The organism is Streptomyces sp. NPDC050509, assembly GCF_044457965.1.
Classification (GTDB): domain Bacteria; phylum Actinomycetota; class Actinomycetes; order Streptomycetales; family Streptomycetaceae; genus Streptomyces.
This window is the reverse complement of the sequence record NZ_JBITHL010000016.1, coordinates 13,281-33,670: the sequence shown is the minus strand read 5'-3', so window position 1 is coordinate 33,670 and position 20,390 is coordinate 13,281. Positions and strand designations below refer to the sequence as shown.

The following is a 20,390-nucleotide window of genomic DNA, read 5'->3' as shown; positions in this document are numbered from 1 at the left end:
CAGCCGCTCAGACCTCGAGGACCTGGCGCTTGTTATAGGTGCCGCAGCTCGGGCACGCGATGTGCTGGAGCTTCGGCTCCTGGCAGCGCTCGCACGAAACCAGGTTGGGGACCGCAGCCTTCCACTGCGACCGGCGGTGGCGCGTGTTGCTGCGCGACATCTTCCGCTTCGGAACAGCCACGGCTACTTCTCCTGCTTCTCGTCGACGCCGGCTTCGGCGCCGCCCATGTTGTCCTTCTCGCCGTCCTTGACGGTCTCGGCGAGTCCCTGCAATGCCGCCCAACGGATGTCGACGGCTTCGTGGTGGTGGTCCGGGTTCTCGTCCAGCCTGATCCCACATGTGGAACACAGACCGGAGCAGGTCTCCCGGCACACCGGCTGCATCGGCAGTGCGAGCACCACCGCATCGCGCAGCACGGGTTCGAGGTCGAACAGGCCGTCCTCGATGAAGAGCGTGTCCTCGTCGTCCTCGGCATCGTCGGCCGGCTCCGCGCGGACGCGGCCCCGGTCGTCGGTGTCGTGGTACGAGAACATCTCCTGGAACTCCGCCGCCACTTCCTGGCTGAGCGGCTCCAGACACCTTACGCACTCCCCCTCGGCCGAGACACGGGCGGTGCCCGTGACGAGCACCCCTTCCATGACCGACTCAAGGCGGAGGTCCAGCTCCACCGGGGCGCCCTCGGGCGCTCCGATGACCCCGTCGATACCGAAGTCCTTGGGGGCGGGCACCGAGCGGGTCAGCTTACGGAGCGCACCAGGACGCCGCCCCAGCTCGTGTGTGTCGAACACGAGGGGGTTGTGGTGGTCGAGGCGCGCGTTCAGGGCTGTTTCCCGCTTTCGGATCGTGGAGAGAGGGGCCGCCACCGTCGCGGAAGCGAAGCGGGCAGCCTGAGCCGCGGACATGCACACGGCCGAAGAACCAGGGTACTGGAACGGCCGCCATAGGCCCAATCCGGCCCCAATCCGGCCCCAATCCGGCCCCTGTCCGGATCCGGGGCCGGTCCGGGGCCGGTCGGTGGCCGGTCCGGGGCCGGTCGGTGGCCGGTCCGGGGCAGGACAGGGGGCCGGCCCCGGGACCGGTCAGTGGCCCTGTTCGTAGCGGCGGAGCTGCTCCAGATCGATCATGCTCGTGTCGAAGAAGCTGGTCTCGTCGAGCGCGCCCTGCTGCTGGTCGGCGGGGGCGGCGGGCAGGGCCGGCAGCGCGGGCCGCCCGTCCGTCTGCTGCTGCTGCTGCTGCCAGCCGTAGTTCGGGTCGTACCCCTGGGCCTGCTGCTGCGCGCCCTGGCCCTGGTCCTGGCCGTACCCCTGCTGCTGGTACGTGTACGGGTCCTGCTGGTAGCCGTACGCGTCCTGCTGCGGGTAGCCCGCCCCGTAGCCGGGGTCCGTGGCGGGGTACGCCGGGTCCTGGTAGCCGCCGGTCGCGTCGTAGCCGCCGTCCTGGTAGCCGGGGCCGGCGGGCTGCCGCGCCGTCTGCGCGTAGGCGGGGTCCGTGTACGGCTGCTGGGCGGGCACGGGGGGCAGGACGGGCTCCGGAGGAGCGAGGGGCTGCTGCGGGGCCGCCACGGGCGCCTGGAGGGCTTCTCGCGGGGTCCCGGCGAGGTCGGCCAGGTAGTCGGCGTCGCTGGTGCGTGCCTGCGGGCCCGCCGCGTCCTGGGCGGCCATGTGCGCCCCCAGCTCGTCGGACTCCGTACGGCCGTGCAGCTTCTGCCGGCCCCGGCCGACCGCTTCGAGCGTCTTGGTCAGGACGGCCTCGAAGGCGCCGATCTTGGCGTCGACGTACTCGTCGGCCCGCCGGATCAGGGTGCTGGGGTCCGCGCTGTACTCGGGGGCGTCGTCGTCATCGCCGCCCGCGTACCCCGGCTCGCCGGAGCCCGGGGAGCGGCCGAGCAGCTTCTCGCGGCCCCGGTCGACGGACCCGATGGTCTTGGTGAGGACGACCTCGAAGTTGGCGAGCTTGGAGTCGACGTAGTCGTCGGCCTCGGCGCGGATCTCCTCGGCCTCCTTGCGGGCCTCGGAGAGGATCCGGTCGGCCTCCTCCTGGGAGCGGCGGGCGACCGCGGTGTCCGAGATCAGCGTGGAGCGCTGGGCGTGCGCGCCCTCGATGATGCGCTCCGCCTCCTGACGGGCCTGTTCGGCGAGCTGTTCCTGCCCGCCGATCAGCTCCCGCGCCTGGGCCAGGGAGTCGGGCAGCGCCTCCCGTACCTCTTCGAGCAGCGCGAGCAGCTCGGCCCGGTTGACCACACAGGACGCCGACATGGGCATCGAGCGGGCGTTGCCCACCGTGTCGACGATCTCGTCGAGCTTCTTCTGCACGTCCACCGTGTGCTCGCCACTCTTTCGGCCGGTTTGGAGACGGACGCAACGACTGTACGGCCAGTCCGCGTCCGTCCGACACCGGGTGACGGGCGGTCAGCGCGTCACTTCTTGCCGAGGCGCTCTATGACCGCGCTGTGGACGGCGGGGGGCAGCAGGTGGGAGACGTCGCCGCCCCAGGTGGCCACTTCCTTCACCAGGGAGGAGGAAAGGAAGCTGTAGGTGGGGTTGGTGGGGACGAACAGGGTCTCGACGCCCGAGAGCCCGTTGTTCATCTGGGCCATCTGCAGTTCGTAGTCGAAGTCGCTGACGGCCCGCAGGCCCTTCACGATGGCCGGGATGTCGCGCTGCTTGCAGAAGTCCACGAGGAGGCCGTGGAAGGACTCCACCTCGACGTTGCCGAACTCGGCGGTGACCTCGCGGATCAGGTCGATCCGCTCCTCGATCGTGAACAGCCCCTTCTTGGACTGGTTGATCATCACCGCCACGTGTACGACGTCGTACAGCTTGGAGGCGCGGGCGATGATGTCGAGATGTCCATTGGTGATGGGGTCGAAGGACCCCGGACAGACGGCGCGGCGCAACTGATTTCCCTCGCTCTCCGGTCCGGTCATGGTGCGTCTTCGTAACGAGCGGCGCGACCGTACCAAAGCGTTCCCTCGCCGTAGCGACGGGACCTCAGTGGTACGAAACCCGCCGGCCAGCCGAATGGCCCGCCTCTGGTGCCGCGTTCCACGGTGGCGACGGCGTCGCCACTGAGCCACCCCCCGGTCCGGAGTGTGAGCAGGATCTCCCGAAGATCGTCGTCGGTGACGGCGTACGGGGGATCGAGGAAGACCAGGTCGTACGGGTCCTGCGGGGCCGGTCCCGCGACGACCTGCTCCGCCTTGCCGGTACGGACCTCGGCGCCGGGCAGTCCGAGCGTCGCCACGTTCTCGCGGACGGTGCGGGCGGCGCGGGCGTCGGCCTCGACGAGCAGGGCGTGCGCGGCGCCGCGCGAGAGCGCTTCGAGGCCGACGGCACCGGACCCGGCGTACAGATCGGCGATCCGGACGCCGTCCAGGGTGCCGAGGAGCGACTGCCAGGTGGAGAAAAGGCCCTCACGCGCCCGGTCGGAGGTGGGGCGGGTGCCGGTGCCGGGCGGGACGGCGAGCCGGCGCCCGCCGGCGGCACCGGCGATCACGCGGGTCATGGGTGTCGGGTCCTCGGTTCGTGGGAGGGCTGGAACGGGCGGGGAAGGGCTGGAACGGACAGCGGTGGGGCAGCGGTCGGCGACGACCGCCCGGGCTCCACGATATGGCGTACGCCGGGGCCGGGCCCGGCCGGTGCCCCGGGACCGGCCCACGCCGCCTCCTCGTCAGCCCTTGTCGAGGTACTGCTCGCGCTCCGTGTCGAGCAGCGCGTCCAGCGCCGTACGCAGCTCGGGGCTGGACTCCAGCTCCGGGTCGGCGGCGACCACCGCCACGGCCTCCTCGCGGGCGGCGGCGATGATCTCCTCGTCCTCGATGACGGCGAGCATCCGCAGCGAGGAGCGCACCCCGGACTGGGCCTGGCCGAGCACATCGCCCTCGCGGCGCTGTTCGAGGTCGATCCGGGACAGCTCGAAGCCGTCGAGCGTGGCGGCGACCGCGCCGAGCCGGGCCCTGGCGGGGCTCGCCTCCGGCATGTCGGTGACCAGGAGGCAGAGACCGGGGGCCGCGCCGCGGCCGACCCGGCCACGCAACTGGTGGAGCTGGGAGACGCCGAACCGGTCCGCGTCCATGATCACCATCGCGGTGGCGTTGGGGACGTTCACTCCGACCTCGATGACCGTCGTCGCGACCAGGACGTCCACCTCGCCCGCGGCGAAGCGGCGCATCACGGCGTCCTTGTCGTCCGGCTGCATCCGGCCGTGCAGGACCTCGACGCGGAGCCCGGCCAGCGGCCCCGCCACGAGCTGCTCCGCCACGTCGAGGACCGCGAGCGGGGGCCGCTTCTCGGCGTCCTCGGCGGCCTTCTCCTTGGCCTTCTCCTTGGCCGCGGACGCCTTCTTCGCCCCGCCCTTCCCGCCCTTGCCGCCCTTCTCCTCGTCGTCGTCCCCGATCCGGGGGCAGACCACGTACGCCTGATGCCCCTTGCCGACCTCCTCGCGCACCCGCTCCCAGGCGCGGGCCAGGAAGTGCGGCTTGTCCTCGGCGGGGACGACATGGCTGGCGATCGGGGAGCGCCCGGCCGGGAGCTGGTCCAGTACGGAGGTCTCCAGGTCCCCGAAGACGGTCATGGCGACCGTACGGGGGATGGGGGTGGCCGTCATGACCAGCAGATGCGGCGGCTGCTTGCCCTTGGAGCGCAGTGCGTCGCGCTGCTCCACGCCGAAGCGGTGCTGCTCGTCCACGACGACCAGTCCCAGGTCGTGGAAGCGCACCTTGTCCTCGATCAGCGCGTGGGTGCCGATGACCATCCCGGCCTCGCCGGTGACCAGGTCGAGCAGCGCCTGACGGCGGGCGGCGGTGCCCATGGAGCCGGTGAGCAGCACCACCTTGGTGGCGTTCTCCGCGCCGCCGAGCGTGCCTCCCTCGGCCAGCTCGCCCATCATCTCCGTGATCGAACGGTGGTGCTGCTGGGCGAGGACCTCGGTGGGCGCCAGCAGCGCGGCCTGGCCGCCCGCGTCCACGACCGTGAGCATCGCGCGCAGCGCGACGAGCGTCTTGCCGGAGCCGACCTCGCCCTGGAGCAGCCGGTGCATGGGGTGTTCGGTGGCGAGGCCCGCGAAGATCTCGGCGGTGACCTTGCGCTGGCCCTCCGTGAGGGTGAAGGGCAGTTCGGCGTCGAAGGCGTCGAGCAGGCCGCCCGCCACCGGCTTTCTGGCGACGGCGGGGAGCTGGGTGTCCGCGTACCGCCGCCGGGCCAGCGCGACCTGGAGGACGAACGCCTCGTCCCACTTGAGGCGGGCGCGGGCGTCCTCGATGTCGGCCTTCGTCTCGGGCCGGTGGACCTTGAGCAGCGCCTCGGGCAGCGGGACGAAGCCGCGTCCCTCGCGCAGCGCGGGCGGCAGCGGGTCGGCGGCCTCCACGGCGCGGGGCAGAACGGCGTCGACGGCTTTGGTGATCTTCCAGGACTCCAGGCCCTTGCAGGCCGGGTAGATCGGGATCAGCTTGCCCGCGAAGGCGTCCACGGCGCTCGTGGCGTCGTCGTCCCCCGCGTCTCCGTCGGGCCGGCCGAGCGGGACGTACGTGGGGTGCGCGAGCTGGAGCTTGCGGTTGAAGACGGACACCTTGCCGGCGAACATGCCGCGGCTGCCGGGCGGCAGTTCCTTGTGCGGCTTGTGGAGCCCCCGGCCGAAGAAGACGAGCTGGAGCCGGCCGCTGCCGTCGGTGAGGGTGATCTCCAGGCGCTGGCCACGGCCGTGGTTGAACGTCAGGATCCGGGAGTCGGCGACCTGGGCGACCACCGTCACGTCCTCGTCCAGCGGGAGTTCGGCCAGGGTGGTGAGCTGGCCGCGCTCCTCGTACCGCCGTGGGTAGTGGTGGAGCAGGTCACCGACCGTGTGCAGGCCGAGGTGTTCGGCCATCACCTTCGCGGTGGCGGGGCCGAGTGACTTCTTGAGTGGTTCATCCAGCGCGGACACGCGATCCATTGCACACCACACCACTGACAGCCGTCGCGCACCCCCAGGTTTCCGCAGGTCACAGCCGTGCCGTTCGGGCACGCGCCGGGTTCACTCCACGCCGACGAGCAGCGGCGCCGACTGCCGGCCGCCCCGGTAGACGACGGTGTCGACGGCGAGATGGCCCTCGCGTACGTAGCTCTCCAGGCGGGCGGCGAGCGTCTCGGGTACGTCCTCCCCGAGGACGAGTGTCACGAGTTCGCCGCCCGCGGAGAGCATCCGGGAGAGCACCGTCTCCGCCGTGGCGGCGAGGTCGGAGCCGATGACCGCGACGTCCCCGTCGATCAGCCCCAGGACGTCCCCGGCCTGGCAGATGCCCGCCATGGTCCAGGACTGGCGCTCCGCGACGGCCAGTTCGGCGTAGCGGGTGGCTCCGGCGGCGCTGGTCATCGCGACGACGTCCTCGTCGAAGCGGCGGTCGGGCTGGTGCACGGCGAGCGCGGCGATGCCCTGGACGGCGGCCCTGGTCGGGATGAGGGCGACCCGTACGCCTTCGGTGCGGGCCTGTTCGGCGGCGGCCGCGGCGGTGTGCCGCAGGGCCTCGTCGTTCGGCATGAGGACCACCTCGCGGGCGTGCGCGCGCCGGATCGCCTCGACGAGTTCGCCGCTGGCGGGCGGCTCCCCGGGGCGGGCGAGGACGGTCGTCGCGCCGGCCTCGGCGCAGAGCCCCGCGAGGCCCTCGCCCGGGACGACGGCGACAACGGCGCGCTGGACGCGCGGCTCCTCGGCGGCGGCGCCGAAGTGGGTGATACGGATGCGGTAGGGGCGGCCCGCCTCGACGCCCGCCTCGACGGCGGCGCCCGCGTCGTCGACATGGACGTGCACGTTCCACAGCCCGTCGCCGCCGACGACCACCAGGGAGTCCCCGAGCCCGTCGAGCCGGGCGCGCAGCCGCGACACGGCGGCCTCGTCCGCCTCCAGCAGATAGATCACCTCGAAGGCGGGTCCGCCCTCCGCGGCGCACGCCTCGGCGGCGGACTCCGCCGCGACGGGGTTCTCGTGCCGGCGGTGGCCCGCCGGGAAGGGCGGGGGCGCGTCGCCCGTGAGGCAGCGCACCAGCGCGCCCAGCACGGTGAGCAGTCCCCGGCCGCCCGCGTCGACGACGCCCGCGCGGCCGAGCACGGCGAGCTGGCCCGGGGTGGCGTCGAGCGCGGCGCGGGCGCCCGCGTACGCGGCCCGTACGGCGTCGGCGGCGTCCGCCCCGTACGCGGCGCCCTTGTCCGCCCCGTCCGCGCCGTACGGGGCGTCCGCGCGGGATGCCGCCTCCGCCGCGTCGGCGGCGGCGCTCGCCACGCTCAGGATCGTGCCCTCGACGGGGTGCGCGACGGCCTCGCGGGCCAGTTCGGCGGCCCGCCGCAGCGCGGGGGCGAGCCGGCCGCCGTACCCCTGCGCATGTCCCTCCCCGTACCCCTCGCCGTGTCCCTCGTCCGCGTGATCCCCGTCACCGGGAGGCCCGGCCGTCAGCACCTCGGCCATCCCGCGCAGAAGCTGCGCCAGGATCGTCCCGGAGTTCCCCCGCGCGCCGATCAGCGCGCCGTGCGCCATGGCCCGTACGGCGTCGGCCGGGGCGGGCGCGGAGACGCCCGTCTCGTGTGCCGCGAACACCGCCTCGACCGCCTGTGCGGCGGACTCCACGGTCAGATAGAGGTTGGTGCCGGTGTCGCCGTCCGCGACCGGATAGACATTGATCGCGTCGATCTCCTCGCGCTCCCGGCCGAGGGCCTCCAGCGCCAGCGCGCACCAGCTCCGCACCGCTGCGGCGTCGAGGGTCTGCGGCACCTGCGGGGTCCTCCTCCGTCGGCCGGGGTGATGCGAGAAGGGTATAGTTTCCGGGTACCGAGGCAGTCGTTGTATGCTGCTGCGGTTGCCCGATGAGAGTCGGGCCAATCCCCCGGCAAAGCGACATCGACATCTTCTGTTCCGTTGATTCAGCCACGCCGGATTTCTCTGTACGAGCATCTGAAGTCTTTGGAGTGACCCGTGGCTGCCAACTGCGACGTCTGCGGCAAGGGGCCGGGCTTCGGCAACAGCATTTCCCACTCGCACCGCCGTACGCCCCGTCGCTGGAACCCGAACATCCAGCGCGTGCGTGCCGTGGTCGGTCGGACGCCGAAGCGCCTCAATGTCTGCACATCGTGCATCAAGGCCGGCAAGGTCTCGCGCTGACGCCTGCGTCGTAGCGCAGCCCCTGCGGTTGCCTTGAAGAGCCGGTCCACCTCGGTGGGCCGGCTCTTTGCCGTGCTCGGGGTCCGGCCCTTCAGGCCCGGAACCGCCAGGCGTGGTCCACCGGGCCGATGCCGCTGCCCAGCGCGAAGCCGTGCGCGATCGCGCCCGTCACGTACTCCTTGGCCGCCGTGACGGCCCTCACCACGTCCTGCCCGCCCGCCAGCCCCGCGGCGATCGCCGACGCGTAGGTGCACCCCGTGCCGTGCGTGTGCCGGTTGTCGTGGCGCGGCGCCCGCAGCCAGTGCTCCTCGGTGCCGTCGGTGAGCAGGTCCACCGCGTCCCCCGGCAGATGCCCGCCCTTGATCAGCGCCCAGCGGGGCCCGAACTCCAGGACGGCGTGCGCCGCGCGCCGCAGGTCCGCCTCCTCCACCACCCGCACGCCGGTGAGCTGCGCCACCTCGTCCAGGTTGGGGGTGGCGACCGTCGCGGCCGGCAGCAGCCTTTTCCGTACGCCGTCCAGCGCCGAGGCGGCCAGCAGCGGATCGCCGTGCTTGGAGACCCCGACCGGATCGACGACCACGGGGACACCGGTCCCGGCGAGCAGTTCGGCCACGGTGTCGACCAGGGCGGCGGAGGAGAGCATGCCGGTCTTCACGGCCTGTACGCCGATGTCGTCGACGACGCTGCGGTACTGCGCCCGTACCGCCTCCACCGGCAGCTCCCAGGCGCCCTGGACGCCCCGGGAGTTCTGCGCCGTGACGGCGGTGAGCACGCTCATGCCGTGCGCGCCGAAGGCGAGCATCGTCTTGAGGTCCGCCGGGATGCCCGCACCGCCGCCGGAGTCGGATCCGGCGACGGTGAGGACGCGGGGAGGCACAGGTGCAGATATCGGCATACCGACGAATCTACGTGCCCCCACGCACCGCACTCCCCCGCGGGACGCCCCTACGGGATGTCCCCGGTCACGGAGTGTCCTCGATGTCGCCGAAGTGGTCCCAGCCGCCCTTGCTGGTCCACGGGGCGCCGTCGACCGTCACCTGGGGCAGCGCGGAGGGGTTGAGCACCTCCCCGATCACCTTCCAGCGCGCCGGGAGCTTGGCGTCCGAGGGGAAGGTCGCGACGATCGCGTGGTCCTCCCCGCCGGTCAGCACCCACTGGAGCGGATCGACGCCGACCGCCTGGCCGATGTCGTTCATCTGCGAGGGGATGTCGATCAGACCGGACCGCAGGTCGATACGGACCTGGCTCGCCTCCGCGATGTGCCCGAGGTCCGCGACCAGTCCGTCGCTGACGTCGGTCATCGCGGTGGCGCCGAGACCCGCCGCCGCCGGGCCCGCGTGGTACGGCGGCTCCGGCCTGCGGTGCGCCTCCACGAAGGCGCGCGGCGAGCGGAAGCCCCGGGAGAGCACCGCGTGCCCCGCCGCGGACCAGCCCAACCACCCGGTGTAGGCGACCACATCGCCGGGCCTGGCGCCCGACCTGACCACGGGCTCGTGGTTGCGCAGATCGCCCAGCGCCGTGATCGCGATCGTGATGGAGTCGCCGCGCACCACGTCGCCTCCGACCACGGCGGCTCCCGCGACCTGGCATTCGTCGCGGATGCCGTCCATCAGCTCGGTAGGCCAGGTGACCGGGAGTTCGGCCGGCACGACCAGCCCGAGCAGCAGCGCGGTGGGCACCGCGCCCATCGCCGCGATGTCGGCCAGGTTCTGCGCGGCGGCCTTGCGGCCCACGTCGTACGCCGTCGACCAGTCGCGTCGGAAGTGCCGCCCTTCGAGGAGCAGATCCGTACTCGCCACGACCCTGCGGTCGGGGGCGGCCACGACCGCGGCGTCGTCGCCCGGCCCGAGCCGCACCGCCGGGGTGGTGGTGAGCCGGGACGTCAGCTCTCTGATGAGCCCGAACTCCCCCAACTCGCCCACGGTTCCCTTCACCGAGTCTCCCCTTCTCTTGCTCTCATCACCGGGCCGCGTCTGCGGTCGCGGCCCCTCACTGCTTTCGGTACCTTCACGCGTCACGTCAACACCGTCGTACGCCAGGTCACGCGCGCGTGCCACGGCGGGGGTGTCACACCCCGCGCCGCGCGCCGCGCGTGCCATGTCGCCCGCTCGCGTCAACGTGGACTTGCCGACGCCACCCTGCGGGCGCCACCGGGCGCCCGGGTCTCCCCGTGGCCCACGGCGACGCGATACCGTGGCGTCTCTTTCCCCCACATGATCCTCGTGGCCGCCCTGGAGGTTCCGTGGTACAGGCGTACATCCTTATTCAGACCGAGGTGGGCAAGGCGACGACCGTCGCCGAGACCATCGCAAAGATTCCGGGAGTGATCCAGGCCGAGGACGTCACCGGTCCTTACGACGTGATCGTGCGGGCTCAGGCGGACACCGTCGATGAGCTCGGCCGCATGGTCGTCGCCAAGGTCCAGCAAGTAGAAGGCATCACCCGCACCCTGACCTGCCCGGTCGTTCATCTCTAGACCGCCCCCGTCTACGCTTGGCCGGTGATACGTTCCCGTCGCCCGCTTCCGAGCCGCAGGCTGTCCGGCCGTTCGATCGCCCGTCTTCCCGCCGTCGCCGTCCTTCTGACGGCGGCGGCGGGCTGTTCTTCCACGGACGCGCCGGTCACGGTTCCTACCCCCTCCAAGGAGGAGGCAGCCCTCTGCCACGCCCTGGACAAGGAGCTGCCCAAGACCCTCGCGGACCTCGGCCGCGCCGATCCCGAGCCGCGCTCCGAACTCACCGCCGGGTGGGGGGACGGCGCGATCGTACTGCGCTGCGGGGTCCCCCGGCCCGCGGAGATGGACAACCCCCAGGCGCAGGCGGTGGAGGCGGACGGCGTCAACTGGATGCTGGAGGAGCGGGACTCCGGTCCTCGGTTCACCACGACCTACCGCCAGACCTATGTCGAGGTCACGATGACCACGCGGTTCACCCATGACTCCACCCCGCTCGCGGGGCTGGCCGAGGCCGTCGCCAAGACGGTCCCGCCCAGCGTGTAGACGCTCCCGGCCCGCGGGAGCGACCCGGGCCCGGTGCGGCGGGCGCACCGGGCCGTACGCGCGCCGTACGGTACGGACGTTCCCCGGCGCGCTCAGCGCAGGCCGGTCGGGCGGCGCAGCGCCGCCTGGATGAGCCGGTCGACCAGTGCCTCGTAGCTGACGCCGCTCTCCTGCCACATGCGCGGGTACATGGAGATGGGTGTGAAGCCCGGCATCGTGTTGATCTCGTTGATGACGAACTCGCCGTCCTCGGTGAGGAAGAAGTCCGCGCGGACCAGTCCCTCGCAGGAGGTGGCCTCGAACGCCGCCACCGCGAGCCGCTGTACCTCCGCGGTCTCCTCGGGCGTGAGGGGCGCGGGCACCAGACCGGCCGCCGAGTCGATGTACTTGGCCTCGAAGTCGTAGAAGTCGTGCTCCGTGACGGGCGGGATCTCGGCGGGCACGCTGGCGCGCGGACCGTCCTCGAACTCCAGCACGCCGCACTCGATCTCGCGCCCGCGCAGCAGCGACTCCACCAGGATCTTGGGGTCGTGGCTACGGGCCTCGGCGATCGCCTCGTCGAGCCCCGAGGGGTCGTCGACCTTGGTGATGCCCATGGAGGAGCCGCCCCGGGCGGGCTTCACGAAGAGCGGCCAGCCGTGCTCGGCGGCGAAGCCCACGATCTTCGCGCGGGCGGCGGCGCCGGGCGCCCCGCCGTCGGGGGTCTGCTCCCACTCACGGGGCCGGATCACCACGTACGGGCCGACGGGCAGCCCGAAGGAGGTGAACACCCGCTTCATGTACTCCTTGTCCTGCCCGACGGCCGAGGCGAGGACGCCCGCGCCGACGTACGGGATCCCGGAGAGCTCCAGCAGCCCCTGGAGGGTGCCGTCCTCCCCGTACGGGCCGTGCAGCATCGGGAAGACCACGTCGACGTCGCCCAGCACCTTGGGCACGGCGCCCGGTTCGCTGTAGACGACCTCGCGGCTGCCCGGGTCGACGGAGAGGACGACGGAGCCGTCCGTGGACTCGGCGATCTGCTCGACGCTCGGCAGGGAGCGCTCGGCGATACCCATCCGCTCCGGGTCGTCGGCGGTCAGCGCCCAGCGGCCGTCGGTGGTGATACCGATCGGGAGAACGTCGTACTTCGTACGGTCGATGGACCGCAGTACGGCGCCGGCCGTGACCACCGAGATGGCGTGCTCGGAGCTGCGGCCGCCGAAGACGACGGCCACGCGCGGCTTGCGGAGCGGCTGCTCGGGGCCGCTCTCCGGGCTGTGCCCAAGGCTGCGCTCGGGGCTTCGGGGGGAGTTCTCGCTGCTCATATCGCGACGAGCGTACCTGCTGGTACCGCCCGAGTCAGCGCCGCTCGGGCTTGGCGCTGCGCGACATCAGCTCCTTGAGCGCGACGAGCGGCGGCTTACCGTTGTGCACGATGTCCACGACGGTTTCGGTGATGGGCATGTCGACATCGTGGCGCCGGGCCAGATCCAGCACGGACTCGCAGGACTTGACGCCCTCCGCGGTCTGCTTGGTGACCGCGATGGTCTCCTGGAGGGTCATGCCGCGGCCGAGGTTGGTGCCGAAGGTGTGGTTCCGGGAGAGCGGTGAGGAACACGTGGCGATGAGATCGCCCATTCCGGCGAGTCCGGAGAAGGTGTGCGGGTCGGCGCCCATCGCGAGGCCGAGCCGGGTGGTCTCGGCGAGTCCGCGGGTCATCAGGGACGCCTTGGTGTTGTCGCCGAGGCCCATTCCGTCGGCGATGCCGACGGCGAGGCCGATCACGTTCTTGACGGCGCCGCCGAGCTCGCAGCCGACCACGTCGGTGTTGGTGTACGGGCGGAAGTACGGGGTGTGGCAGGCGGCCTGGAGCCGCTGGGCGACCCCCTCGTCCTCGCAGGCGACGACGGCGGCGGCCGGCATCCGGCCCGCGATCTCCTTGGCGAGGTTGGGTCCGGTGACCACGGCGACGCGCTCGGCGGGGGCCTTGGCGACCTCCTCGATCACCTCGCTCATCCGCTTGGCGGTGCCGAGTTCGACGCCCTTCATCAGGGAGACGAGGACCGTGTCGGAGGGGAGTACGGGCGCCCACCGCGCGAGGTTGCCGCGCAGCGTCTGCGAGGGCACGGTGAGCACGGTGAACTCGGCGTCGCGCGCCGCCTCGGCCGGGTCGGTGGTGGCCCGTACGCCCGCGGGTAGTTCGAAGCCCGGCAGGTAGGCGGGGTTGGCGCGGGTGGTGTTGATGGCGTCGGCGATCTCGGGGCGCCGGCCCCAGATCGTCACGTCGCATCCCGCGTCGGCGAGGACCATGGCGAAAGCCGTACCCCAAGACCCTGCTCCGAAGACGGCGACCCGCGTCACTTCGACCCCTCTTCCGCGGCTTTGCGCCGCTGTTCTTCCCTGGCCTTGCGGTAGTCGTACGAGACGGTGGGCACCGGCTCGCCGCGTACCTCGGACAGCAGTTCCGTGATGGCGGCCATGATGACCTCGGTGGCCTCGCGCAGCAATTCGGGAGCGATCTCCCGGTCGTAGAAGCGCGTGAGGTCGACGGGCGGGCCGACGAGGATGTGGTGGGTCTTGCGTGGGAACAGGTCGGGTTTCGTGGCGTACGGCGCCAGCACGAGGTTGGCGCCCCACTGCGCGACGGGGATGACCGGGCACTTGGTCTGGATCGCGACCCGGGCGACGCCGGTCTTGGCGGTCATGGGCCACATGTCGGGGTCGCGGGTGAGGGTGCCCTCGGGGTAGAACGCCACGCACTCGCCCCGCTCGACGGCGTCGATGGCGGCCCGGAAGGCGCTCAGGGCGTCGCTGGTCTCGCGGTAGACGGGGATCTGTCCGGTGCCGCGCATGACGGCGCCGATGAACCCCTTGGTGAAAAGGCCGTCCTTGGCGAGGAAGCGCGGAACGCGGCCGGTGTTGTACTGGAAGTGTGCGTAGGCGAACGGGTCGAGATGCGAATTGTGGTTCACCGCGGTGATGAATCCGCCGTCGGCCGGAATGTGCTCCGTACCCCGCCAGTCCCGCTTGAGGAGAAGGATCAGCGGCGGTTTTGCGATGACCGCCGCCAGGCGGTACCAGAAGCCGATTCTACGGCGGGACACTCGAACACCTTCCTCTTCTCGCCGGGCCTGCCCCCGGCTGCCGGGGGTCAAGTGCGGCCCCGGTCCCCTGCTCTGTCGAGAACACCGTACGCCCCGGTCCGGGGACCGGCCCTGCGGGTCGGAACGGTGCCGGGCCACAATAGAGGGCCGATACACATGGGCTGTACACGGGCCACCGAGCAGGGCGGGAGAACGGACGCGGAGATGGACGGAGAGTTCGCCACGCACACCGACGCGGCCGCCCCATGGTCCCTGGTCGTCCCGCTCAAACCGCTCCGGCTCGCGAAGAGCAGGCTCGCCGCCGCGACGGGCGACGCCCTGCGCCCGCGGCTCGCCCTCGCGTTCGCGCTGGACACCGTGGCCGCGGTCCTGGCCTGCCCCGTCGTCCGCGACGTGGCGGTGGTGACCGACGACCCGACGGCGGCGGCGGAGCTGTCCGCGCTGGGCGCGCGCATCGTCCCGGACACCCCGGCGGACGGCCTCAACGCGGCGCTCGCGCACGGGGCGCGGGCCGTCAGGACCCTGCGGCCCCGGGCGGCGGTGGCCGTACTCAACGCGGATCTCCCGGCGCTCCGCCCGGCGGAACTCGCCCTGGTCCTGACCGCGGCGGAGTCATTTCCGCGCGCTTTTCTCGCGGACGCCGCGGGAATCGGTACGACTTTGCTGACGGCGGGGCCCGGCGTGGAATTGAATCCGGCTTTCGGCGGCCCCTCCCGCAGAGGACATTTGTCGACAGGGGCGGTGGAAATACTTCTGGCCGGGGTGGATTCCGTACGGCGGGATGTCGATACGGGCGAGGATCTGCTGCGGGCGGCGGAGCTGGGACTCGGTCCGCGTACGGCTCTTCGGTACGGGGCGACCACCGGGAAAGGCGAGCAAGGGGAGCGAGGGGAGCGAGGCGGGCATCAGGCGTACGGCCCGCTTCCGGCGCCGGGGCCGGGCTGCTGAGCCGCGACGGCCCGGAGGATACGCTGCGGCTATGCAGGCGACCTCGTACACATACGATTCCGAGACCCGTTGCGGGAGTGTGCTGCTGGACGACGGCACCCCGGTGGAGTTCGACGCGGCGGCCTTCGACGCCGGCGGGCTGCGACTGCTCCGACCGGGTCAGCGCGTGCGGATCGAGACCGAGGGCCAGGGCGAGGGCGCGTCGCTCCGCATCACGCTGGTCACCCTCCAGACCCTCTGAGCTCCAGACCCGCTGAAGACCCGCTGAGGCCCGCCGCACCACCTTGTAGCACCCTTGTAGCGGCCCGGAAGCCGCCCCGTAGCGCCCCGTAGCGCCCCGTACGCCGCCTGGAACGGTAGTGCGTACGCGTACCAGCTCTTCCGGGAAACGCCGCGGGCCGGGCTCCCCGAGGGGAGCCCGGCCCGGCGCGTACGGCCCTGTACCGCTTCCTGCTTACTTCTTTCTGGCGACGGCCTTCTTCGCCGTCGTGGTGCGCGCGGTGGCCTTGCGCGCGGGGGCCTTCTTGGCGGTCGCCTTCTTGGCCGGCGCGGTCTTCTTGGCGGTGGCCTTCTTGGCCGTGCCCGTGGCCTTCTTGGCGGTCTTCTTCGCCGTGGCCGTGGTCTTCTTGGCGGTCTTCTTCGCCGCGCTGGTCTTCTTGGCCGTGGTGGTCTTGGCGGCCGTGGTCTTCTTGACCGCGGTCTTCTTCGCCGCCGTGGCCGCCTTCTTGGCGGTGGCCTTCTTGGCCGCGGCCTTCACGGTCGTACGGGTGGAAGATCCGCCCGAGAGGCTGCCCTTGGGGGCCTTCTTGACGGCCACGTCGTTCTTCGGGAGCTTCTTCGAGCCGCTCACGAGGTCCTTGAAGCCCTGGCCCGCGCGGAACCGCGGCACCGAGGTCTTCTTGACCCGTACGCGCTCGCCCGTCTGCGGGTTACGGGCGTAACGCGCCGGACGGTCGACCTTCTCGAACGAACCGAAGCCGGTGACCGAGACCCGGTCACCGGCGACCACCGCGCGGACGATCGCGTCGAGTACCGCGTCGACCGCGTCCGCGGCCTGCTGACGGCCGCCGACCTTGTCCGCAATCGCTTCTACGAGCTGCGCCTTGTTCACGTCTTCCCCTTCGGAGACATTGCCAGAACGAAAGTGTTCAAGCTTTTTCGCACGTTAGGCAGATATATACCGCAAATCAAACACGAAACGGGCTAATCACCCTAGTGCCGCAACGAAGTCGGCCCGGCGGAGTTCCGCGGAGGGTCAGAGACCTTCCGGAAAACGACCCTCGTCCAGGTCCTTCATCAAGCGGTCCAGACGCCTTGCCGCGCCCGGGAGATCGTGTTTCGCCGCGGCCGTGATGACCAGCAGCTTCCGGGAGAGTGCCTGGCGCACGCCCTCCGGGACTTGCAGTGCACGCACCCTTGCGTGCGCATCTTTGAGTTGTTCGGCGACTAACCCGTAGAGCTTGAGTTGGTTGTCGCGTTCCATGCGCCGATTGTGCCATCTAGGGCGAGTTGTCGCCCGACAGGGGCTCAACAAGCAACTGCACCCCCTACCTGGAGGCAGGGGGTGCAGTAGGGGAAAAGCGCTGATCAGGCGGCAATCGTGCGCGGTTTGAAGGACGGCCTGGCGGCCTCGTACGTGACGATGTCGGACTCGTTCTGAAGGGTGAGGCTGATGTCGTCGAGCCCGTTCAGCAAGCGCCAGCGGGCGTTCTCGTCAAGCTCGAAATCGGCCACAAGCGTTGCTCCGTCAGGGGCGGTCGCGCGGACCTGGCGCTGCTCCAGGTCGACCGTGACCTCCGCCGTGGGGTCGCTCTCGGTGATCGCCCAGAGGGCGTCCACGACGGACTGCTCCAGAACGACGGTCAGCAGGCCGTTCTTGAGCGAGTTGCCGCGGAAGATGTCCGCGAACCGGGAGGAGATGACGGCCTTGAAACCGAAGTTCTGGAGGGCCCAGACGGCGTGTTCCCGGGACGATCCGGTGCCGAAGTCGGGTCCGGCGACCAGGACCGAGGCCCCGGCGTACTCGGGCCGGTTGAGGACGAAGGACGGGTCCTTGCGCCACGCCTCGAACAGCCCGTCCTCGAACCCGTCCCTGGTGACCTTCTTGAGCCAGTGGGCGGGGATGATCTGGTCGGTGTCGACGTTGCTGCGGCGCAGCGGAACGGCGGGACCGGTGTGGGTGGTGAAGGCTTCCATGGTTATCGCGCTCCAGCGGGCGTACGGTCGTCGGCACCGGCGTCGGACAGATCGGCGGGCGAGGCCAGATGGCCCAGTACGGCGGTGGCGGCGGCGACCTGGGGAGAGACGAGATGGGTACGGCCGCCCTTGCCCTGCCTGCCCTCGAAGTTGCGGTTGGACGTCGACGCGGAACGCTCGCCGGGCGCGAGTTGGTCGGGGTTCATGCCCAGGCACATCGAGCAGCCCGCGTGCCGCCATTCGGCGCCGGCGGCGGTGAACACCTTGTCCAGGCCCTCGGCGACGGCCTGGAGCGCGACGCGTACCGACCCGGGGACGACCAGCATCCGTACGCCGTCGGCGACTTTGCGGCCCTCCAGCAGGGTGGCGGCCGAGCGCAGGTCCTCGATGCGGCCGTTGGTGCAGGAGCCTACGAAGACGGTGTCGACCTTGATGTCGCGCAGCGCCTGCCCGGCGGTCAACCCCATGTACTCCAGGGCCTTTTCGGCGGCGAGGCGCTCCGAAGCGTCCTCGTACGAAGCCGGGTCGGGGACGTGCGCGGAGAGCGGCAGGCCCTGGCCCGGGTTGGTGCCCCAGGTGACGAACGGGGCCAGTTCCTCGGCCTTGATGAAGACCTCGGCGTCGAAGACCGCGTCGTCATCGGTGCGCAGCGTCTCCCAGTACGCGACGGCCGCGTCCCAGTCGGCGCCCTCGGGGGCGTGGTCGCGGCCCTTGAGGTAGTCGAAGGTGGTCGCGTCGGGGGCGATCATGCCCGCCCTGGCACCGGCCTCGATCGACATGTTGCAGATGGTCATCCGGGACTCCATCGACAGGCTCTCGATGGCGGAACCCCGGTATTCGAGGATGTAGCCCTGGCCGCCGCCGGTGCCGATCTTCGCGATGATCGCGAGGATCAGGTCCTTGGCGGTGACGTCGGCGGGCAGGTCGCCCTCGACCGTGATCGCCATGGTCTTGGGGCGGGCCAGCGGCAGCGTCTGGGTGGCGAGGACGTGCTCGACCTGGCTGGTGCCGATGCCGAACGCGAGCGCGCCGAAGGCGCCGTGGGTGGAGGTGTGGCTGTCGCCGCAGACCACCGTGGTGCCGGGCTGGGTCAGTCCGAGCTGGGGGCCCACGACGTGGACGACGCCCTGCTCGACATCGCCGAGCGGGTGCAGCCGTACACCGAAGTCGGCGCAGTTCTTGCGCAGGGTCTCCAACTGGACGCGGGAGACGGGGTCCGCGATGGGCTTGTCGATGTCGAGGGTCGGGGTGTTGTGGTCCTCGGTCGCGATGGTGAGGTCGAGCCGCCGGACCTGCCGGCCGTTCTGGCGGAGGCCGTCGAACGCCTGGGGGCTGGTCACCTCGTGCAGCAGGTGCAGATCGATGAAGAGAAGGTCGGGCTCGCCCTCCGCGCGCCGGACGACATGGTCGTCCCAGACCTTCTCCGCGAGTGTCCTACCCATCGCGTTCCCTCCGGCCGGCCTCTCGTGGCCGGCTCTCCTAGAGATATGTGGGCCTACGTCCGTACCCCACGCACCGGACGTCGGCGGGGGACCCTTGGTCATGGGCCCGTCTCCCGCGGGCCCGATTCCGCGGGCCCGTACCTACAGGTTGGCAACTTCCCCGGAAAATTGAACTTGCGTTTCACAGAGTGAGACGCGAGTATCGTTTCATGGACAACTCTAGCGGCGTCGGCGTTCTCGACAAGGCGGCTCTGGTATTGAGCGCCCTGGAGTCCGGTCCGGCCACCCTCGCCGGGCTGGTCGCGGCGACCGGGCTCGCACGACCCACGGCACACCGGCTGGCTGTGGCACTGGAACACCACCGGCTGGTGGCGAGGGACATGCAGGGCCGGTTCATTCTCGGCCCCCGGCTGGCCGAGCTGGCCGCGGCGGCGGGCGAGGACCGCCTGCTGGCGACGGCGGGACCGGTCCTCACGCATCTGCGCGACCTGACCGGCGAGAGCGCGCAGCTCTACCGCCGCCAGGGCGACATGCGGATATGTGTGGCGGCGGCGGAGCGGCTCTCGGGGCTGCGGGACACGGTCCCGGTCGGCTCGACCCTGACCATGAAGGCAGGCTCCTCGGCCCAGATCCTGATGGCCTGGGAGGAGCCGGAGCGGCTGCACCGCGGCCTTCAGGGGGCGCGCTTCACGGCGACGGCGCTCTCGGGCGTCCGGCGCAGGGGCTGGGCCCAGTCGATCGGCGAGCGCGAGCCGGGCGTGGCCTCGGTCTCGGCGCCGGTACGGGGCCCCTCGAACCGGGTGGTCGCGGCCGTCTCGGTATCCGGACCGATCGAACGCCTGACGCGCCACCCGGGCCGGATGCACGCCCAGGCCGTGATCGACGCGGCGGGACGGCTGAGCGAGGCCCTGCGCCGCGCGAGCTGACCTCGCCGGGCGTTCCCCGAGCTCAGCGGCGTTCCCCGAAACCCAGCAGGCCGCTCCAGCGCCGCAGCGGCCCGCCCCGGCCTTCCCCGGCCCCCCGCCCGGACCCGCCTTCTTCTCCGACTTCTCCGACGAGGCGAGGCCCCCGCCTTACACGGCCGGGCTCCGCGCGGCCAGCCGGTCCGCCGCGCGCTCACCGCGCCTGCCGACCGGAATCACCCCGGTCGCCGCACCGAGGCCGAACTCCGGCATGTTGACGTAGACGGACTCGTACGAACCGGCCGGGACCAGATAGGTCTCATGCCAGAACCCGACCCCGTCGCCGCCCTCGCGCGCCCTGCGGTTGAACGCCGCCCAGGCGGGACGGTGCTCGTTGTCCGGCGCCGCCGCGTACGCCAGCAGCTTCTCCTCGGACTCCCAGTACTGGACGAGGTAGACCAGTCGCGGCCCGCCCAGAAGGATCCGGGACCCTATCAACCCGCTGGACGCGTCCCGGGACAGCTCCTTCAGCATCCGCGGCATGGCCTTGGCCACGGGCCACCAGTCGCGCGGGGAGCGGAACTTGTTGATCCGCATCCCGATCATGAAGACGACCACCTCCCGCTCCGCCGCCGCGGTCATCCGGCCTTCGATCACCTTCGTACCCATGACGCCCTCATCTCCCCTGCTCCCGCC

The 20,390-nt window shown here is 71.4% G+C and carries 23 protein-coding genes; 6 read left to right on the top strand and 17 right to left on the bottom strand.

The window, feature by feature from the left end; all coding sequences use genetic code 11:
- Positions 1-7: 7 nt before the first annotated feature.
- The 7 genes from rpmF to ACIBJC_RS34170 form a co-directional block, all read right to left on the bottom strand.
- Positions 8-181 (bottom strand): 50S ribosomal protein L32, encoded by a 174-nt coding sequence (gene rpmF / locus ACIBJC_RS34200; RefSeq protein WP_053675094.1) that lies wholly within the window; start codon positions 179-181, stop codon positions 8-10.
- A gap of 2 nt (positions 182-183) precedes the next feature.
- Positions 184-822, bottom strand: a complete 639-nt coding sequence (locus ACIBJC_RS34195) for a DUF177 domain-containing protein (RefSeq protein WP_329823092.1) — start codon at positions 820-822, stop codon at positions 184-186.
- A 258-nt stretch (positions 823-1,080) separates the two neighbouring features.
- Entirely contained in the window at positions 1,081-2,319 is a 1,239-nt protein-coding gene (locus ACIBJC_RS34190; RefSeq protein WP_399299268.1) for an ATP synthase F0 subunit B, read from the bottom strand.
- Between the two features lie 98 nt (positions 2,320-2,417).
- Complete coding sequence (gene coaD, locus ACIBJC_RS34185) at positions 2,418-2,897, bottom strand: pantetheine-phosphate adenylyltransferase (protein WP_329823093.1); 480 nt, start codon at positions 2,895-2,897, stop codon at positions 2,418-2,420.
- Between the two features lie 26 nt (positions 2,898-2,923).
- A complete protein-coding gene (gene rsmD / locus ACIBJC_RS34180) occupies positions 2,924-3,505 on the bottom strand; it encodes a 16S rRNA (guanine(966)-N(2))-methyltransferase RsmD (RefSeq protein ID WP_399299266.1) in 582 nt (193 codons plus the stop codon).
- 165 nt (positions 3,506-3,670) lie between these two features.
- Positions 3,671-5,929: an ATP-dependent DNA helicase RecG gene (recG, locus tag ACIBJC_RS34175; protein WP_399299264.1), complete on the bottom strand. Its 2,259-nt coding sequence runs from the start codon at positions 5,927-5,929 to the stop codon at positions 3,671-3,673.
- 81 nt (positions 5,930-6,010) lie between these two features.
- The gene (locus tag ACIBJC_RS34170; protein WP_399299262.1) at positions 6,011-7,738 is read right to left on the bottom strand and encodes a DAK2 domain-containing protein; all 1,728 of its coding nucleotides are present in this window, start codon (positions 7,736-7,738) and stop codon (positions 6,011-6,013) included.
- A gap of 201 nt (positions 7,739-7,939) precedes the next feature.
- Between ACIBJC_RS34170 and rpmB the strand changes: the two genes are divergently transcribed.
- Positions 7,940-8,125 carry a 50S ribosomal protein L28 gene (gene rpmB / locus ACIBJC_RS34165; protein WP_028426177.1) on the top strand — a complete coding sequence of 62 codons (186 nt, stop codon included), beginning with the start codon at positions 7,940-7,942 and terminating at the stop codon, positions 8,123-8,125.
- 91 nt (positions 8,126-8,216) lie between these two features.
- Here the strand turns inward: rpmB and thiD are convergent, their stop codons facing one another.
- Entirely contained in the window at positions 8,217-9,020 is an 804-nt protein-coding gene (gene thiD / locus ACIBJC_RS34160) for a bifunctional hydroxymethylpyrimidine kinase/phosphomethylpyrimidine kinase (RefSeq protein ID WP_399299259.1), read from the bottom strand.
- A 67-nt stretch (positions 9,021-9,087) separates the two neighbouring features.
- Entirely contained in the window at positions 9,088-10,059 is a 972-nt protein-coding gene (locus ACIBJC_RS34155; protein WP_399299257.1) for a thiamine-phosphate kinase, read from the bottom strand.
- Between the two features lie 308 nt (positions 10,060-10,367).
- On the opposite strand from ACIBJC_RS34155, the gene ACIBJC_RS34150 reads away from it, so the two are divergent.
- Positions 10,368-10,601, top strand: coding sequence for an Lrp/AsnC ligand binding domain-containing protein (locus tag ACIBJC_RS34150; protein ID WP_329823058.1), 234 nt, complete (start codon positions 10,368-10,370; stop codon positions 10,599-10,601).
- 27 nt (positions 10,602-10,628) lie between these two features.
- Positions 10,629-11,123: a DUF3515 domain-containing protein gene (locus tag ACIBJC_RS34145; protein ID WP_399299488.1), complete on the top strand. Its 495-nt coding sequence runs from the start codon at positions 10,629-10,631 to the stop codon at positions 11,121-11,123.
- 92 nt (positions 11,124-11,215) lie between these two features.
- On the opposite strand, the gene ACIBJC_RS34140 is transcribed toward ACIBJC_RS34145, so the two are convergent.
- From ACIBJC_RS34140 to ACIBJC_RS34130, 3 genes are read right to left on the bottom strand one after another with little or no spacing between them, the layout of a single operon-like run.
- Positions 11,216-12,427 (bottom strand): D-alanine--D-alanine ligase family protein, encoded by a 1,212-nt coding sequence (locus ACIBJC_RS34140; RefSeq protein ID WP_399299254.1) that lies wholly within the window; start codon positions 12,425-12,427, stop codon positions 11,216-11,218.
- A 34-nt stretch (positions 12,428-12,461) separates the two neighbouring features.
- Positions 12,462-13,463: an NAD(P)H-dependent glycerol-3-phosphate dehydrogenase gene (locus ACIBJC_RS34135; RefSeq protein WP_329823060.1), complete on the bottom strand. Its 1,002-nt coding sequence runs from the start codon at positions 13,461-13,463 to the stop codon at positions 12,462-12,464.
- Positions 13,460-14,206 (bottom strand): lysophospholipid acyltransferase family protein, encoded by a 747-nt coding sequence (locus ACIBJC_RS34130; RefSeq protein WP_399299252.1) that lies wholly within the window; start codon positions 14,204-14,206, stop codon positions 13,460-13,462. The genes ACIBJC_RS34135 and ACIBJC_RS34130 overlap by 4 nt, the downstream gene beginning before the upstream one ends.
- A 204-nt stretch (positions 14,207-14,410) precedes the next feature.
- Between ACIBJC_RS34130 and cofC the strand changes: the two genes are divergently transcribed.
- A complete protein-coding gene (cofC, locus tag ACIBJC_RS34125) occupies positions 14,411-15,154 on the top strand; it encodes a 2-phospho-L-lactate guanylyltransferase (protein WP_399299485.1) in 744 nt (247 codons plus the stop codon).
- 31 nt (positions 15,155-15,185) lie between these two features.
- Positions 15,186-15,395 (top strand): hypothetical protein, encoded by a 210-nt coding sequence (locus ACIBJC_RS34120; protein ID WP_399299250.1) that lies wholly within the window; start codon positions 15,186-15,188, stop codon positions 15,393-15,395.
- Between the two features lie 213 nt (positions 15,396-15,608).
- Here ACIBJC_RS34120 and ACIBJC_RS34115 read toward each other — a convergent pair whose 3' ends face one another.
- From ACIBJC_RS34115 to leuC, 4 genes are all read right to left on the bottom strand, one after another.
- Positions 15,609-16,265 carry an HU family DNA-binding protein gene (locus ACIBJC_RS34115; RefSeq protein ID WP_329823064.1) on the bottom strand — a complete coding sequence of 219 codons (657 nt, stop codon included), beginning with the start codon at positions 16,263-16,265 and terminating at the stop codon, positions 15,609-15,611.
- Positions 16,266-16,409: 144 nt separating this feature from the next.
- Positions 16,410-16,637: a hypothetical protein gene (locus tag ACIBJC_RS34110; RefSeq protein ID WP_329823065.1), complete on the bottom strand. Its 228-nt coding sequence runs from the start codon at positions 16,635-16,637 to the stop codon at positions 16,410-16,412.
- Positions 16,638-16,741: 104 nt separating this feature from the next.
- Positions 16,742-17,350: a 3-isopropylmalate dehydratase small subunit gene (leuD, locus tag ACIBJC_RS34105; RefSeq protein WP_399299247.1), complete on the bottom strand. Its 609-nt coding sequence runs from the start codon at positions 17,348-17,350 to the stop codon at positions 16,742-16,744.
- A 2-nt stretch (positions 17,351-17,352) separates the two neighbouring features.
- Entirely contained in the window at positions 17,353-18,792 is a 1,440-nt protein-coding gene (gene leuC, locus ACIBJC_RS34100) for a 3-isopropylmalate dehydratase large subunit (RefSeq protein WP_399299245.1), read from the bottom strand.
- 209 nt (positions 18,793-19,001) lie between these two features.
- Between leuC and ndgR the strand changes: the two genes are divergently transcribed.
- Positions 19,002-19,718 (top strand): IclR family transcriptional regulator NdgR, encoded by a 717-nt coding sequence (gene ndgR / locus ACIBJC_RS34095; RefSeq protein WP_329823068.1) that lies wholly within the window; start codon positions 19,002-19,004, stop codon positions 19,716-19,718.
- 147 nt (positions 19,719-19,865) lie between these two features.
- Here ndgR and ACIBJC_RS34090 read toward each other — a convergent pair whose 3' ends face one another.
- Positions 19,866-20,363: a DUF4188 domain-containing protein gene (locus ACIBJC_RS34090; protein ID WP_399299483.1), complete on the bottom strand. Its 498-nt coding sequence runs from the start codon at positions 20,361-20,363 to the stop codon at positions 19,866-19,868.
- Positions 20,364-20,390 lie beyond the last annotated feature (27 nt).